At 68.5% G+C, this 14,938-nt stretch carries 14 protein-coding genes; 8 read left to right on the top strand and 6 right to left on the bottom strand.

From position 1 onward, the window contains the following. Positions 1-23: 23 nt before the first annotated feature. Both PFX98_RS08310 and PFX98_RS08305 read right to left on the bottom strand, forming a co-directional pair. Positions 24-1,664, bottom strand: a complete 1,641-nt coding sequence (locus PFX98_RS08310) for a hypothetical protein (RefSeq protein ID WP_285234724.1) — start codon at positions 1,662-1,664, stop codon at positions 24-26. Positions 1,665-1,783: 119 nt separating this feature from the next. Beyond that, entirely contained in the window at positions 1,784-2,635 is an 852-nt protein-coding gene (locus tag PFX98_RS08305) for a sterol desaturase family protein (RefSeq protein WP_285234723.1), read from the bottom strand. Between the two features lie 49 nt (positions 2,636-2,684). Between PFX98_RS08305 and PFX98_RS08300 the strand changes: the two genes are divergently transcribed. After that, positions 2,685-3,257 carry a Crp/Fnr family transcriptional regulator gene (locus PFX98_RS08300; protein ID WP_285234722.1) on the top strand — a complete coding sequence of 191 codons (573 nt, stop codon included), beginning with the start codon at positions 2,685-2,687 and terminating at the stop codon, positions 3,255-3,257. On the opposite strand, the gene PFX98_RS08295 is transcribed toward PFX98_RS08300, so the two are convergent. Both PFX98_RS08295 and PFX98_RS08290 read right to left on the bottom strand, forming a co-directional pair. Beyond that, positions 3,247-3,747, bottom strand: a complete 501-nt coding sequence (locus PFX98_RS08295; protein WP_285234721.1) for a glutathione peroxidase — start codon at positions 3,745-3,747, stop codon at positions 3,247-3,249. The genes PFX98_RS08300 and PFX98_RS08295 overlap by 11 nt on opposite strands. A gap of 29 nt (positions 3,748-3,776) precedes the next feature. Further along, complete coding sequence (locus PFX98_RS08290) at positions 3,777-4,637, bottom strand: DMT family transporter (protein ID WP_285234720.1); 861 nt, start codon at positions 4,635-4,637, stop codon at positions 3,777-3,779. A gap of 232 nt (positions 4,638-4,869) precedes the next feature. Here PFX98_RS08290 and PFX98_RS08285 point away from each other — a divergent pair, with 232 nt between their 5' ends. Then, a complete protein-coding gene (locus PFX98_RS08285; RefSeq protein WP_285234719.1) occupies positions 4,870-5,763 on the top strand; it encodes a hypothetical protein in 894 nt (297 codons plus the stop codon). A gap of 37 nt (positions 5,764-5,800) precedes the next feature. Here PFX98_RS08285 and lplT read toward each other — a convergent pair whose 3' ends face one another. After that, positions 5,801-7,078: a lysophospholipid transporter LplT gene (lplT, locus tag PFX98_RS08280; RefSeq protein ID WP_285234718.1), complete on the bottom strand. Its 1,278-nt coding sequence runs from the start codon at positions 7,076-7,078 to the stop codon at positions 5,801-5,803. A gap of 164 nt (positions 7,079-7,242) precedes the next feature. Between lplT and alr the strand changes: the two genes are divergently transcribed. From alr to PFX98_RS08265, 3 genes are all read left to right on the top strand, one after another. Next, entirely contained in the window at positions 7,243-8,358 is a 1,116-nt protein-coding gene (gene alr / locus PFX98_RS08275; RefSeq protein ID WP_285234717.1) for an alanine racemase, read from the top strand. Then, positions 8,355-8,759 (top strand): alternative ribosome rescue aminoacyl-tRNA hydrolase ArfB, encoded by a 405-nt coding sequence (gene arfB / locus PFX98_RS08270; RefSeq protein ID WP_285234716.1) that lies wholly within the window; start codon positions 8,355-8,357, stop codon positions 8,757-8,759. Before alr ends, arfB begins: the two co-directional genes overlap by 4 nt. A gap of 139 nt (positions 8,760-8,898) precedes the next feature. Then, positions 8,899-9,234, top strand: coding sequence for a PspC domain-containing protein (locus PFX98_RS08265; protein WP_285234715.1), 336 nt, complete (start codon positions 8,899-8,901; stop codon positions 9,232-9,234). A gap of 198 nt (positions 9,235-9,432) precedes the next feature. Here the strand turns inward: PFX98_RS08265 and PFX98_RS08260 are convergent, their stop codons facing one another. Beyond that, positions 9,433-10,149, bottom strand: coding sequence for a helix-turn-helix transcriptional regulator (locus tag PFX98_RS08260; RefSeq protein WP_285234714.1), 717 nt, complete (start codon positions 10,147-10,149; stop codon positions 9,433-9,435). A gap of 244 nt (positions 10,150-10,393) precedes the next feature. Here PFX98_RS08260 and PFX98_RS08255 point away from each other — a divergent pair, with 244 nt between their 5' ends. The 3 genes from PFX98_RS08255 (at position 10,394) to PFX98_RS08245 (ending at position 14,932) form a co-directional block, all read left to right on the top strand. Continuing rightward, complete coding sequence (locus tag PFX98_RS08255; protein ID WP_285234713.1) at positions 10,394-10,750, top strand: hypothetical protein; 357 nt, start codon at positions 10,394-10,396, stop codon at positions 10,748-10,750. A 151-nt stretch (positions 10,751-10,901) separates the two neighbouring features. Then, entirely contained in the window at positions 10,902-12,788 is a 1,887-nt protein-coding gene (gene pepF, locus PFX98_RS08250) for an oligoendopeptidase F (protein ID WP_285234712.1), read from the top strand. Continuing rightward, positions 12,785-14,932: a M3 family metallopeptidase gene (locus tag PFX98_RS08245; protein ID WP_285234711.1), complete on the top strand. Its 2,148-nt coding sequence runs from the start codon at positions 12,785-12,787 to the stop codon at positions 14,930-14,932. Before pepF ends, PFX98_RS08245 begins: the two co-directional genes overlap by 4 nt. Positions 14,933-14,938 lie beyond the last annotated feature (6 nt).

Raw genomic sequence — 14,938 nt, 5'->3', positions numbered from 1 at the left:
GTGGAATCCTTGCGGCCGCTGGCTCAATCGAACATCGCGCCGACCATCTGTGCATTGCTGAGGCCACCCGGATTGCCCAGGGTGGAATCCGACGCGAGGCACCAGCAGCTCAGATGCGCCAGCGCGTTCACCAGCACGGCGCTGAGCTCGAGCTGGGTGAAGGTGTTGTAGCGCGGGAACTGGCCGAGGCCCTCGACGTCGATGGCCAGGCGCACGTCCTCGGCCAGCTGGTTCCACCAGCTGGCGACGAAGTCGTTGTAGACCCACAGGATCTCCACCGCGTCCTGGCCCGGCACGTCGAACCAGCGGTTCGGCAGCACCGGCAGGGTCTGGCGCAGCAGGATGGCGCCGCCGGCCTGGCGCGCCGCGTACAGGCCGGACTTGAGGGCGGCGAAGCTGGCCGTCGGGAAGACCTGGCTGTGGCGGTACTGCCGCGTCGGCCCCTGGCCCGGCTGGCTGGGGCCATAGGGCACATAGCCCAGGCCGGGCTGGTAGGGCTGCAGGCCGAACAGCGGCGGCAGATCGCTGGAGACGATGATCTCGCCGCTGCCGGCATCGCGGCCCAGCGGCTCGTCGGTGTTGACGCACACGATCAGGCGCCGCAGGCCGCGCGCCAGCATCGCGTTGACGCCCAGGTTCTCCAGGCTGCCACCATCGGCAAAGCGGTAGTGGTGGGCCGGCTGGCGGCGGCGGTCGCCCACCGGCCAGTAGGCATAACGCGGCACCAGGCCGGACAGCTCGGGGTACTGTTCCTCCAGCGCCTGGGCAAAGGCCGCGCTGCTGCAGCCGGCGATGTCATTGAGCGCAAAGGCGCGCGCCGGCAGGCTGGTGTCGACCTGGCCGGGCGTGGCCTCGGCCAGGTAGTCGCTGCCCATCGCAAAGCTGTCCAGCAGGCCGCCGCCGATCGCGCCAAGCTGCTCCGGCGCGGCCGGGAAGAACTGCCGCACGCCGAGCTGGAAGTTGCACTCGAAGGGGATCAGGTCGGCCGTCGCGCCATCGTTGTTGAACAGCGCGGTGTTGAAGATCGGGAAGGGGCGGCGGCGCTCCACGCAGACGAAGTCGCGCGCCGACAGGCCCGGGTTGCGCGCGAGGATGCCGTTGCCGGCATGCAGATAGGCCGAGGTCCAGCTGAAGTAGCGCGGATCGAAGCCGCTGCCGTCGGGCTGCCACAGGCCATAGGGCTTGAGGATGCGCTCGCCGATCAGGCCCTGCCAGAGATCGTCGTTGGCATAGCCGTAGCGCGCCTTCAGCTCCAGGATGGCGTCGAGATCGCTGAACAGGCCCAGCCGCGTGGGCACCCAGCCCAGGTTGTTGGGCGGCAGGTGGTCGAGCCGGTTGGGACCCAGCAGCAGGGTCAGCGCGCCGGGGTTCAGCACCGGCCGGCCGAGGAAGTCGTCGTCGCTGATGCGCTCGGGCAGGTAGGTGAACAGGCTGTTGGCCCAGGTGCCGCCCGACACCGAGGAGATCGCGAACAGCTGGTCGAGCTTGCCCAGCGCGCGCAGGCCGCGCAGCTGGCCCATCGCGCAGCTGAGCGCGCGGCTGCCCCCGCCCGACAGGCACAACCCCACCGAGCGTGCCGTGGCGCGCAGTTGTTCAGGTAGCTCGGCGGTGGCCATGCCATCACCCAAGGGCAGGATGCCCGCCACCAGCTGCTTGTTGCTCATATCGCCCTCCCTGCCGGGCCAGGCTGCCCGTGCCAGAGACCTTAGGCGGCGGCCCCGCCGGCGTCCACCTGACAGAGCTTACAGGGCAGGTGCGCGCCCCGGATTTCGTTGCGGCGCGCTCAGCAGCAGCCCAGATAGGGCGCCCGTCGCGGGCGCACGGCGCCGGCCAGCCAGCCCACCCGCGCCGGCCGCGCGCCCGGCCGATGCACAAAGCTGCCGAACAGCTGGTCCCACAGCGGCAGCGCGGTGCCGTAGTTGTGCGCCTCGGCGGCCTGCACGCTGTGGTGCCAGCGGTGCAGCTCGGCGCTGCCGATCAGCCAGTTCAAGGGCCCCAGGCTGCCGCGCAGATTGGCGTGCACCGCCAGCGACTGCAGCTGGATGAAGAGCGCCGCCCACAGCATCGCCTCGGCGCTAAAGCCCAACAGCAACCAGGGCGCGACGCGCGCGAACTTGTTCCACAGCAGGTTGACGGGATGCACCAGCACGCTGTTGCTGGCGTTCAGCGCCGCCGGCCAATGGTGCAGGGCATGAAAGCGCCACAGCCAGGGCAGGCGGTGCGCGGCGCGGTGCAGCCAATAGGGCCCCAGCTCGCCCAGCGCTACCGCCAGCGGCAGGGCCAGCACCGGGGTCAGGTCTTGCGCCAGGCCCGGCTGCGCGCGGGCGGCCTGCCAGTGCAGCGCCGCGCCGGCGATGAGCAGGCCGGCGGCGGCGTCGACCAGGGCGTTGACGCCCAGCGCGCCCAGGTCGCGGGCCAGCTCGGCGGCGCTGGCCTGCCAGTCGGGCCGCGCCGGCCGCAGGCGCTCCCACAGCATCAGCCAGGCCAGGCCGGCGAGCGTGCCGAAGGTGAGGATGAGATCGGCCTGCCAGCCGAGCCGGCCGGCGAGCCAGGCATAGGCCGGCAGCGCCAGCAGCAGACTCAGGTGCGGCCAGTTCCAGCCGCCGCGCGGGAAGAAGAAGAGGGAGGTGTTCATGGGGCATGATGCTCGGACGCCCCGCCCCTCACTGCATTAACCCAGGTTCATGACGACACCCTGCCCCGTGTGCGGGCCCGCCTTTCTCGACTGGCTTCAACAGGACGCCGCACGCCTGGCGCAATGGCAGGCCTTGCCGCGGCGGCGCCTGGCGCGCGGCCAGCGCTGGCCGGGCGAGGGCCTGGCCTGGGTCGAGCAGGGCCTGCTGCGCAGCGTGTTCCTGGATGCCCAGGGGCGCGAGCGCAATCACGCCTTCTACCCGGAGCTGCAATGGCTGGGCCTACCCGGCGCGGCGGCGCCAGCGGCCGGCATGGTGGAGGCGCTGGAGCCCAGCGAGCTGGTGGAGCTCTCGGGGCCGGCGCTGCAAGCCCTGCAGCGCGCCTGGCCACAGGCGCTGGAGCTGATCCTGCAGGGCCTGGCCGCCGGCCTGGCGCGCCAGACCCTGCGCGAGCAGCAGCTGCTGATGCTGGACGCGACCGCACGCTACCAGCGCTTCCTGGCCGACGAGCCGGCATTGGCGCAGCGGCTGGCGCAGAAACAAGTGGCGAGCTATCTGGGCATCACCGAGGTGGCGCTGTCGCGCCTGCGGCGGCGGCTGCGCGACGGCAGCCTCAGGCCTTGAGCTTGGCCGCCAGCGCGCGCTCGATGTCCTTGCGCAGCTTCTCGGGTTCGTCGTTGGGCGCGTAGCGCTTGAGCACCTGGCCATCGCGGCCCACCAGGAACTTGGTGAAGTTCCACTTGATGCCCTCGGTGCCGAGGATGCCGGGCTTTTCGCCCTTGAGCCATTGCCACAGCGGATGCGCCTTGGCGCCATTCACCTCGACCTTGGCCATCATCGGGAAGCTCACGCCGTAGTTGAGCTCGCAGAAGGAGGCGATCTCGTCGTTGCTGCCGGGGTCCTGGGCACCGAACTCGTTGCTGGGGAAGCCCACCACCACCAGGCCCTGCTCGGCGTAGTCCTTCCAGAGCTGCTCCAGGCCCTTGAACTGGGGCGTGAAGCCGCAGGCGCTGGCGGTGTTGACGATCAGCAGCACCTTGCCGCGCTGGCTGGCCAGCTCGGCCGGCTGGCCGGTGATGGAAAGGGCGCTGAAGTCGTAGACGCTTTGGGCCATATCTGTTGCTCCTGTTGGGAGCGGAGATATTAGCTTTTGCGACCTTCCAGTGCTGACAGCAGGGCCGCGCCCACGATGCACAGGCCGCCGATGGCGGTCTTGGCGTCCAGCTGGCCGCCGCCCCAGAGCAGCGCCGAGATGGCCGCTGCCGGCACCTCGATCAGCATCACGATGGCGGTGACGTTGGCCGGCAGGCGCGCCGCGCCGTACTGCAGCGAGAGGTTGGAGAGGAAGAACAGCACCGCCATGCCGGCCAGCGGCAGCAGCCAGAGCGGCCCGGGCAGGCTGGGCCAGGCCGCCAGGCCCTGGCTCACCATCAGGCTGGCCGAGGCGCCCGCCACCAGCACGCCGCCGGTAAACATGGCCAGCGCGCGGGCATGGGCGCCGCGCGCGGCCTCGCGGCGCAGCATCACGTTGTTGAGCGCGAAGCACATGCCGCCCACCACGCCCAGCCAGTCGGCCAGGCTGGCCGGCAAGGGCATGCCGCCCCCGGCCGGCGCCAGCATGGTGGCCGCGCCGCCCAGCGCCAGGGCCATGCGCAGCAGCGCCAGACGGGTGAGGTGCTCGCCCAGGATCAGGCGCGCCAGCAGCACCGCCCACAGCGGCATCAGATAGAACAGCAGCACCACCCGCACCACATCGCCGGTGGCCACGCCCCAGTTGAAGAAGGTGTTGGTGGCGCCCGCGGCCAGCATCACGACCCACAGCGCCGGGCTGGCGAGGAACTCGCGCCAGGCGTCGCGGTTGACGATGCAGATCACCAGCCAGCTGAGCGTGTAGAGCAGCACCGTGGTCCACAGCGGGTGCATGCCGGCGGCCTGGAACTGCCGGAACGGCCACCACGACAGCCCCCAGACCAGGGCGTTGAAGATCAATCCAAGAAACGGCATCGGCGCAACTCGCACATCAGGGCGCCGGCCCGGTTGGCTCGCCGCAACAACCCGCAAAAAAACAGCCGGGTAACTCACAAAAGGGACTGGCTAATCCTGCGCGAGCCAGCCAACAATGCCCAGGGTTTATAGCATGGCGCTCCCGAGCGGCGAGGCAGTCCAATCGGGGCGCCGTGCACGACCCATTCACCTGCCGCACTTGACGTCTTGCAAGACCTAGGGAGAGCTGCTCTTGGACCATTTGGCCTGCCATACCCCCGCGGATCTGAAGTCCGCCGCCGCGCCCGATCTCGGCGCGTACCGCTGGCGCTTGCTGGCGCAAGGGGATTCCTGGTTCTCCAACGCCTCGGCGAAACTGAACGCGCATGCCAATCTGCTGCAGGAACTGATGTTTGCCGAGCCCACCGTGGCGGTGAACTGCGCCGGCCAGAGCGACGCGCTCGCCCATATGGTGGACCTGGAGGCGGCGCCCGACTTCGTGCAGCTGCTCACCGACGCCACCCGCCCGGCCTGGAGCGGCATCCTGCTCTCGGTGGGCGGCAACGACCTGATCGAGGCGGCCCAGACCCCCGCCCACACGCCCGACGGGCAAGACGTGGCCCTGCACCTGCGCCTGCTGCGCCGACAGACCGAATGGGGCCCGCCCTCGCAGGGCGTGGCGCGCTATTTCTCCGAACCCGGCTGGGCCACCTATGCCGAGTACCTGCGCACCAACGTCAAGCATCTGCTGACGCTGCGCGACCAGGGCCCGTCGGCCGGCCGCCCGGTCTTCATGCATTGCTATGCGGTGCCCAAGCCGCGCCCGGCCGGCGGCGAATCCTCCGGCCCCTGGCTCTATCCGACGCTGAAGGCCTATGCCATCCCGTCGGCCGACTGGCTGGCGGTAAGCCGGCTGATGGTCTCGCACCTGGCCCAGCTGCTCAAGAGCATGGCGGCCGACAAGGAGAACTTCCCGGGCCTGCATGTGTTCGACTCCACCACCGTGCCGCTGGCCCTGGCCGCCCCCGACGCCACCGGCGTGAGCGGCGACTGGCACAACGAGATCCACCTCAACCACAGCGGCTGCTTCAAGATTGCACGGGCCTGGAGCGAGCACATCCAGGCGGTGTTGCTGAAGCAGAAGTAAGGCCAGGCGCAGGGGGCAAGACCTGCCCCCCCGTCTTTCAATGCTGGTCGGTGCGGGCGATCGCCAGCAGGCGCTCGACCTCGTCGCGGTGCTTGATGCAGTTGCTCTGGTGCCAGCGGCGGATCATCCACATGCAGCCGGCCACCACCAGGCCGAAGATGGTGATGGCGCCGAAGGCCGACATGCCGAACTTGGTGAGCGCGGTGTAGAAGGCGCCCAGGCCCAGGATGCAGGCCTGCTCGTTGAAGTTCTGCACCGCGATCGAGCGGCCCGCGCCCATCAGGTTGTGGCCGCGGTGCTGCAGCAGCGCATTCATCGGCACCACCAGATAGCCCACCGTGGCGCCCAGCAGCACCAGGAAGGGAATCGCCAGGTAGAGATTGGTGATGAAGTTCAGGCCCAGCATCAAGAGGCCCATCACGATGCCCAGCGGGATCAGGTTGGTGGCGCGGTCCAGCCGCATCATCAGCGAGGCGACCACCGCGCTCACCGCCGTGCCGATCACCACCACGCCCGCCAGCGAAGACGCTTGCGTGGTGCTGTAGCCCAGCGCCGCGGCGGCCCAGGGGAACACGATCACGCGCATATTGCCCGACACGCCCCACACCAGGGTGGTGGAGGCCAGCGAGATCTGGCCCAGCTTGTCGCTCCACAGCTTGGCATTGCACTGGCTGAAGTCGCGCACCAGCTCCAGCGCGTTGGCGCTCATGGGCTGCAGCGGCGCCTCGGTGCGCGGAATGCGCAGATTGAACAGCGCCGCGATGATGTAGAGCACGATCATGGAGGCGATGGCCGCCTCGGGCGGGGTGTCCACGCCGGTGTCCACAAAGGGGAAATCGAAGCCCAGCAGCAGGTGCGAGAGGCGCGGGCCCACCAGCTGGCCGCCCAACAGCACGCCCATGATGATGGAGCCCACCGTCAGGCCCTCGATCCAGCCATTCGCCTTCACCAGCTGCGAGGGTGGCAGCAGCTCGGTGAGGATGCCGTACTTGGCGGGCGAGTAGGCCGCCGCACCCAGGCCCACGATGGCATAGGCCAGCAGCGGGTGGCCACCGAACAGCATCATCAAACAGCCCAGCACCTTGATGCTGTTTGAATAGAACATCACCTTGCCCTTGGGCGCGGCATCGGCAAAAGCGCCCACCAGGGGCGCCAGGATCACATAGAAGAGCGCAAACATCGGCGCCAGGGCCGGCACCTGCCAGGCCGGCGCGCCGGAGGACTTGAGTAACTCAATGGCGCCCACCAGCAACGCGTTATCAGCCAGCGAGCTGAAAAACTGCGCCGACATGATGGTGTAGAAACCTTTTTTCATGTACCCAAGCTTGGAACTGCGGAGATCGGTAGCCGGCCCCCGGCATCAGTCACAAGCGGGCAGCACTGCGGCGGGTTTATAGCATGCACACCTTTGGGGGGCATGACGTCACCGTCCATTGCGCGTGTGTTAAGCACGCCGCCGCCGATGCCACAATCCCGCCCATGCCACGCCCGATTGAAGCCCTGATCCACGTTTCCGCCCTCGCCCACAACCTGGCCCGCGCGCGCGCCTGTGCCCCCGACGCCCAGGTCTGGGCGGTCGTCAAGGCGAATGCCTATGGCCATGGCATCGAGGCCGCCTTCGAGGGCCTGCGCGCCGCCGACGGCTTTGCCTGCCTGGACCTGGACGAGGCGCGCCGCCTGCGCGAACTCGACTGGCGCGGCCCCATCCTGCTGCTGGAGGGTTGCTTCGAGGCGCGCGACCTGGAGCTCTGCTCGCGCCTCAAGCTCTGGCACGCGGTGCATTGCGAGCAGCAGATCGACTGGCTGGCGATGCACAAGACGCACGAGCCGCACCGCGTCTTCCTGAAGATGAACAGCGGCATGAACCGCCTGGGCTTCACGCCACAGGCCTTCCGCGCCGCCTGGACGCGCCTCAACGCCCTGCCCCAGGTGGACGAGATTTCGCTCATGACGCATTTCTCCGATGCCGACGCGCAGCGCTTCGGCAAGGACGGCATCGCCCACCAGGTGGCCGCCTTCCAGGCCGCCACCGCCGACCTGCCAGGTGAGCGCTCGCTTTCAAACAGTGCCGCAACTCTACGATACAACCAGCTCACCGAGGTGCGGGCCGACTGGGTGCGCGCCGGCATCATGAGCTACGGCGGCGTGCCCGACTACCCTGAGCACGACGCGAACCATTGGGACCTCCGGCCCGCCATGACGCTGCGCGCCAAGGTGATCGGCATCCAGCAGTTGCAGCCCGGCGACTCGGTGGGCTACGGCAGCAGCTTCGTGGCCGAGGCGCCGATGCGCATCGGCACGGTGGCCTGCGGCTATGCCGACGGCTACCCGCGCCACGCCAGCAGCGGCACGCCGGTGCTGGTGGAGGGGCAGCGCAGCCGCACCGTCGGCCGTGTCTCGATGGACATGCTGGCGGTGGACCTCACCGAGCTGCCCCATGCCGGCCTCGGCAGCGAGGTGACGCTGTGGGGCCAGGGCCCCAAGGGTTCGCTGCTGCCCATCGACGAGGTGGCCCGCGCCGCCGGCACCATCGGCTATGAGCTGATGTGCGCCATCACCCGGCGCGTGCCCGTCACGGTGCAGCACCTGGAATGAAGCTGGACTGGACGCCGGCCGATTGGGAGCTGGATTTCAGCTTCATCCGCGCCAGCGGCCCCGGCGGCCAGAACGTCAACAAGGTCAGCAGCGCCGTCCACCTGCGCTTCGACATCGCCCGTTCCAGCCTGCCGGCGCTGATCAAGGAGCGCCTGCTCAAGCTTTCCGATCAGCGCATCACCGGCGAGGGCGTGATCGTCATCAAGGCCCAGGACAGCCGCAGCCAGGAGCAGAACCGCCAGGAGGCGGTGGCACGCCTGGTCGAGCTGGTGCAAAGCGTGGCCCACACGCCCAAGGCGCGCCGCGCCACCAAGCCCACCTGGGGCTCCAAGCAACGCCGCCTGGAGGGCAAGAGCCTACGCAGCAGCGTCAAGGCCGGGCGCGCCAAACCCGAGCTATGACCCCGGGTTTCTACCCCCTGTACGGGCGGGGCTGCAGTTGGTCGCGCCGGCATGGCTTGCGCGGCATCAGCGCCTTAAGGTGCAGGCGTGGCAAGCTGTCACCTGTGCAAGCAACTAGAAAGTGGAGAGGAGCGTCATCATGTCCATGAGCAACGAGCTGGAACGCCTGGCCGAGCTGCACCGCAACGGGCAGCTGAGCGACGCCGAGTACGCCAAGGCCAAGGCACGCGTGCTGGGTGAAGGTAGCGACAGTGGCAGCAACGGCGACGCACCTGGCTATGTGTCAGGCGCGGCCGTGAACTCGTTTCGCCGCAGCCGCAGCGACCGCTGGCTGGGTGGCGTCTGCGCCGGCCTCGGGCGCCTCACCGGACTGGAATCCTGGATCTGGCGCCTGGGCTTTGTGCTGATGGCCGTCTGCGCCGGAACCGGCGTGCTGGCCTATCTGCTGTTGTGGATCTTTGTGCCCGAGGAGTGAGGGGCTCGGGCCGGATTGGGCTCAGCCGCCGTTGCGGGGCAGGCCAAGGGCTTCAAGAAGCAGATCGAAGAGGGACATGGTGGGCTCCGTTCAGGGTTGGTTCATGCGATGCATGAACTGTCCCGCGGAAACCGCACCCATGTAACCTATCAAGGTGACTAGCTTGTAAACCTGCTTGATGCCGGTTACAGCTGCGTTCTAGAGGATTCCCAGGCTAACGCACTTCAGCACCGCCGAGTGCTTGCTGCTCACCTCCAGCTTGCGCATCGCGTTCTGGATGTGGAAGTTCACCGCGGATGAACTGATCGCCAGGATCTGCCCCACGGCCCAGGCGCTCTTGCCCTCCATGGTCCACTTCAGGCATTCCAGCTCCCGCGGCGTCAGCGCGGGTAGCTTGGGTGCTTCGATGACAGCCGGACCCAACAAGCGCCGCGCAGCATCCTGCGCATGCACGGCCAGCAATTGCACGTCCGCCAACATGCGCGTCAGTTGCTTTTCGCTTCGAGGCAACCGCTTGGGACGATCCACGCCCAGCATGAAATGCTGGTTGTCCGGCAGATGCAGCCCCACTGCAATGCCCGTGCAATAACCAAACGGAGCCTGCACTTCCCACAACTCGCCGGCGCCACTGTCCGCATACAGGCGCTGGTCGTAGATGAAGGGAATGCTGCGCGACATCAGGCGCTGCATGACCGGATCCCCACGCGCCTCGTCAAGGCTGGTTGATATCTCCATGAACGCCTGCGGCGTATTGCTCACCGAGCGCACCCGCACATCCGGAGACTGCAGATCTCCATGCATCAGCACGGCCGACACCAAACCGAAATCCATGTGATTGGCGAAGGCCACCAGGTTCGCTTCCAGCGCCTGAATGTCCACCGACTGGCTCACATCAAAGTAGTCCTGTTGCCGCATGCGGAGAGATCTGGTGCCAAGTCGACTTGGCAGGGTTGCTAGGTTGTTGGACGCGGCTTGCGCCTTGAGACTGCAGCCACCATGACAGAGACGTGAAGGGGGCCACTCGATGAGCAATAACGCGGAAAGCCTTTTTGATATTAACTCGTGGCGCGCACTCAAGCTGGAAGGCGACGCGCGTGCGGCATGGTGCTCGCACCTGCAACATTTGCAATCGTCTGTCAGCGACAGAAACGACAAATGCGTGTCGGGCATCACGCTCTGGGCCGCCACCTTGGGCACAGCGCATCAGCGCGTGGGCATCGCCTGGACCTGGCTGCGCATGGGCCGCGAAGTGGTGGCCCTGGCCGACCCGATGCGCATCAGCACCAATGCCCGCCTGGTCAGCGCCGACGGCCTGCGCCTCACGCCGGACCAGGCCCTGCTGCACCTGAACAACATCGTCAACGCCCTGCCCTGGCAGGCGGAGGTGCTGAAACTCGAGCGGAGCGGCAGCGGCAGCAGTGCCGGCAGCAGCATCGGCAGCCAGCGCGCGGCCCTGGCCGCCCGGCGTGTCGCGATGGCGGCCGTGGCGGCGCCGCCGCTGCAGGCCTACGTCTGAGGGCCGGGCCGGTGGCGACGCACCGACGTCGCCGCAACGGTTTTCCTAGGGGATTACGCGCAAGCACCGCGGCGACTTTTGGCAGATCGCGGTGCCTCGCATAGTCTTGCGCGTCCAGGAATTCCCGTTGCCCCTACCGGAGCCCTTCCCCATGCGCCTCTCCACCATCGCCCTGGCGGCCGCCCTTACCCTGGGCGCGTCCCTGCCGTTCACTGCTGCCGCCGCCACCGCGGCCAGCCCCGCCACCGCCAGCAAGCAGAGCAATCAGCTTTGGGACCTGAGCCAGCTCTACCCCAGCGATGCCGCCTGGGAGACCGAGCGCCAGGCGCTGGCCGCCGAGCTGCCCAAGCTGAAGGCGCTGGACGGCACGCTGGGCGGCAGCGCCCGGGCCATGCTGGCCGGCCTGGACCAGATCTCCGCACTGCGCCGACGCATCAACCGGCTCTCGTCCTATGCCGGCATGAAGGCCGACGAGAACACCCAGATCACCGAGAACCAGGCGCGCCGCCAGCTGGCCGATTCGCTCGACAACCAGTTCGGCGAGGCGATCTCCTTTGTCAACGCCGAGGTGGCGGCGATCGGCCGCGCCAAGGTCGAGGGCTTCATCGCCGCCGAGCCTGGCCTGGCCAAGCATCGCCAGAACCTCACCACCATGTTGCGCATGGCCGAGCACACGCTCAGCCCCAAGGAGGAGGCGCTGCTGGCCAGCGCCGCCGAGGCCATGCAGCAGCCCGGCCAGATCTACTCCCTGCTCACCAACGCCGACCTGCCCTGGCCCAAAATCACCATCCGCGGCAAGCAGGTGGTGCTGGATCAGGAAACCTATGTGGCCTACCGCAGCGACGCCGACCCCAAGATCCGCAAGCAGGTGTTCGAGGCCTTCTGGCCGGTCTACAAGGCCTATGAGCGCACCATCGGCGCCACCTACGCGGCCAATCTGAAGGGCACGGTGTTCACCGCGCGCGCCCGCAAGTACGCGAGCAGCGTGGCCCTGGCCCAGGGCGAGTACGACATCCCCGAGGCGGTCTACCGCAGCCTGGTGCAGGAGGCGAATGCCGGCCTGCCCACCCTGCACCGCTATCTGAAGCTGCGCAGCAAGGTATTGAAGCTGCAGCAGGCCGGCTACCAGGACATGTACGTGCCCCTGGCCAAGCCCTCGGGCAGCTACAGCCAGGCCGAGGCCGAGGCGCTCACGCTGGCCGCCCTGCAACCGCTGGGCGCCGACTATGTGAAGCAGCTGGGCGATGCCTTCAAGCAGAACTGGATGCACTCGGTGCCGCAGCGCGGCAAGCGCTCGGGCGCCTACATGAACGGCTCGGCCTACGACGTGCACCCCTATCTCCTGATGAGCTTCAACCAGGACTACAACAGCGTCTCCACGCTCGCGCATGAATGGGGCCATGCGATGCATTCGGTGTATTCCAACTCGCAGCCCTACGAGAACTCGGGCTACGCCACCTTCATCGCCGAGATCCCCTCCACCGCCAACGAGCTGCTGCTGGCCGACTACATGGTGGCGCATGCCAAGACGCGCGACGAGAAGGTGTTCGCGCTTAGCCAGCAGCTCGACAACCTGCGCACCACCTTCTTCCGCCAGGCCATGTTTGCCGAGTTCGAGCTGGCCGCGCACGAGGCCGCCGAGAAGGGCGAGCCCATCACCGGCGAGGGCCTCAGCAAGATCTATCTGACCCTGCTGAAGCGCTACCACGGCCACGACCAGGGCGTGGTGAAGATCGACGATCTGTTCGGTGTCGAGTGGGCCTACATCCCGCATTTCTACCGCGACTTCTACGTCTACCAGTACGCCACCTGCGTGAGCGCCGCGGCCTTCTTCGCCGAAGGGTTGGCCAAGGGCGACCTGGCGCTGCGCGAGCGCTACTTCACCATGTTGAAGGCCGGCAGCTCGGCCGACCCCTACCCGCTGACGCGCGCCGCCGGCCTGGACCTGGCCTCGCCCGAACCCTACCGCGCCCTGGTGCGCCGCATGAACCGCGCGATGGACCAGCTGGAAGCGCTGCTGGCGAGCGGCAAGCCATGAGAGGGGCACTGCGCAAAACCGTCGTCGTGGCCGCGGCGGCGCTGGCCGTCGCCGGCGCCGTCTCCCAGCCGGCCCCGGCCAACCCGCTGCTGAGCCCCAGCAAGCTGCCGCTGCAATACCCGCCCTTCGACCAGATCCGCGACAGCGACTTCGCGCCCGCGCTTGACCAGGGCATGGCCGAGCAGCTGGCCGAGGTGCAGGCGATTGCCGACAACCCGGCGCCGCCGAGCTTCGAGAACACCATCGTGGCGCTGGAGCAGAGCGGCCGCACCCTGGCGCGCAGCGCCACCGTGCTGTTCAGCCTGCTGGGGGCCGACAGCAACCCGGCGCGCCTGAAGCTGCAGGCCGAGTACGCCGCCAAGCTGGCCGCGCATCGCGACGCGGTCTCGCTCAACCCCAGGCTGTTCGCGCGCATCCAGGCCCTCCACGCCCAGCGCAAGCAGCTGGGCCTGGACACCGAGGGCCTGCGCCTGCTGGAGCGCTACCAGCGCAATTTCGTGCGTGCCGGCGCCCAGCTGGGCGAGGCGCAGCAGGCCCGCATCAAGGCCATCAATGCCGAGCTGGCCACGTTGGCGGCACGCTTCAACCAGCAGGTGCTGGCCGAGGTGAACGACTCGGCCCTGGTGGTGGACAGCGCCGCCGAGCTGGCCGGCCTCAGCCCCGCCCAGCTGGCCGATGCCGCGGCCGCCGCCAAGGCGCGCGGGCTCGGCGATGGCAAGTACCTGATCGCCCTGCTCAACACCACCGGCCAGCCGGCGCTGGCCCAGCTGGAGAACCGCGCGCTGCGCGAGCGCCTCTACCAGGCCTCGGCCGCACGCGGCAGCCGCGGCAATGCGCAGGACAGCACCGCCAGCGTGGCGCGCACCGCCGCCCTGCGTGCCGAGCGCGCCCAGTTGCTGGGTTATGCGACCCATGCCGACTATGTGCTGGAGGAGGAGACCGCCAAGTCTTCGGCCACCGTGATGGGCCTGCTGCGGCAGCTGGCGCCCGCCGCCGTGGCCGCGGCGAAGCGCGAGGCCGGCGAGCTGCAGGCCCTCATCGATGCCGAGCAGGCGGCCCGCCATGAGCCTTCGTTCAAGCTAGCCGCCTGGGACTGGGCCTTCTACGCCGAGAAGCTGCGCGCCGCCAAGTATGGTTTCGACGAGAGCCAGCTCAAGCCCTATCTGGAGCTGAAGAACGTGCTGGAGAACGGCGTGTTCTACGCCGCCGGCCAGCTCTACGGCCTGACGTTCAAGCAGCGCCACGACCTGCCGGTCTACCACCCCAGCGTGACGGTCTACGACGTCTTCAATGCCGACGGCTCGCAGCTGGCCATCTTCGTGGCCGATATGTATGCGCGCCCCTCCAAGCGCGGCGGCGCCTGGGCGAATGCCTATGTGCCGCAGAGCCGGCTGCTGGGCACGCTGCCGGTGATCGCCAACCACCTGAACGTGCCGCCGCCGGCCGCGGGCCAGCCCACGCTGCTGAGCTGGGACGAGGTCAACACCTTGTTCCACGAGTTCGGCCACGCGCTGCACGGCATGTTCTCGAACGTGCGCTACCCCAGCTTCGCCGGCACCGCCGTGCCGCGCGACTTCGTCGAGTACCCCTCGCAGGTGAACGAGATGTGGGCCGACTGGCCCAGCGTGCTGGCCCATTACGCGCGCCACCACCAGAGCGGCGAGCCGATGCCGCGCGCGCTCTTGGACAAGGTGGTGGCCGCGAAGGCCTTCAACCAGGGTTTTGCCACCACCGAGTACCTCAGCGCCACCATCCTGGACCAGCGCTGGCACCAGCTCAAGCCGGCCGAGGTGCCGGCCGCCCGGGACGTGATGGCCTTCGAGGCCCAGGTGCTGAAGAACGAGGGCGTGGACTTCGCGCCGGTGCCGCCGCGCTACCGCACGCCCTACTTCAGCCACATCATGGGCGGCTATGCGGTGGGCTACTACGCCTATCTGTGGAGCGAGGTGCTGGACGCCAACACGGTGGAATGGTTCAAGGCCCACGGCGGCCTCAAGCGCGAGAACGGCGATGCCTTCCGCGCCGCCCTGCTCTCGCGCGGCGGCAGCGAGGACGCGATGACGCTGTTCGGCAAGCTCACCGGCCATGGCCCCCAGCTGCAGCCGCTGCTGCAGCGGCGCGGCCTGGTGCTGATGAAGCCGTAAACAAAG

Origin of the sequence: Paucibacter sediminis (assembly GCF_030254645.1) — a bacterium.
GTDB classification, from domain to species: domain Bacteria; phylum Pseudomonadota; class Gammaproteobacteria; order Burkholderiales; family Burkholderiaceae_C; genus Paucibacter_B; species Paucibacter_B sediminis.
The sequence above is the reverse complement of the archived record's forward strand: the minus strand, read 5'-3'. Positions and strand labels throughout refer to the sequence as shown.

Coding starts and splice junctions, on each gene's coding strand:
- PFX98_RS08310 (WP_285234724.1), bottom strand. CDS start 1,664: ATGAGCAACAAGCAGCTGGTGGCGGGCATCCTGCCCTTGGGTGATGGC.
- PFX98_RS08305 (WP_285234723.1), bottom strand. CDS start 2,635: ATGAACACCTCCCTCTTCTTCTTCCCGCGCGGCGGCTGGAACTGGCCG.
- PFX98_RS08300 (WP_285234722.1), top strand. CDS start 2,685: ATGACGACACCCTGCCCCGTGTGCGGGCCCGCCTTTCTCGACTGGCTT.
- PFX98_RS08295 (WP_285234721.1), bottom strand. CDS start 3,747: ATGGCCCAAAGCGTCTACGACTTCAGCGCCCTTTCCATCACCGGCCAG.
- PFX98_RS08290 (WP_285234720.1), bottom strand. CDS start 4,637: ATGCCGTTTCTTGGATTGATCTTCAACGCCCTGGTCTGGGGGCTGTCG.
- lplT (WP_285234718.1), bottom strand. CDS start 7,078: ATGAAAAAAGGTTTCTACACCATCATGTCGGCGCAGTTTTTCAGCTCG.
- alr (WP_285234717.1), top strand. CDS start 7,243: ATGCCACGCCCGATTGAAGCCCTGATCCACGTTTCCGCCCTCGCCCAC.
- arfB (WP_285234716.1), top strand. CDS start 8,355: ATGAAGCTGGACTGGACGCCGGCCGATTGGGAGCTGGATTTCAGCTTC.
- PFX98_RS08265 (WP_285234715.1), top strand. CDS start 8,899: ATGTCCATGAGCAACGAGCTGGAACGCCTGGCCGAGCTGCACCGCAAC.
- PFX98_RS08260 (WP_285234714.1), bottom strand. CDS start 10,149: ATGCGGCAACAGGACTACTTTGATGTGAGCCAGTCGGTGGACATTCAG.
- pepF (WP_285234712.1), top strand. CDS start 10,902: ATGCGCCTCTCCACCATCGCCCTGGCGGCCGCCCTTACCCTGGGCGCG.
- PFX98_RS08245 (WP_285234711.1), top strand. CDS start 12,785: ATGAGAGGGGCACTGCGCAAAACCGTCGTCGTGGCCGCGGCGGCGCTG.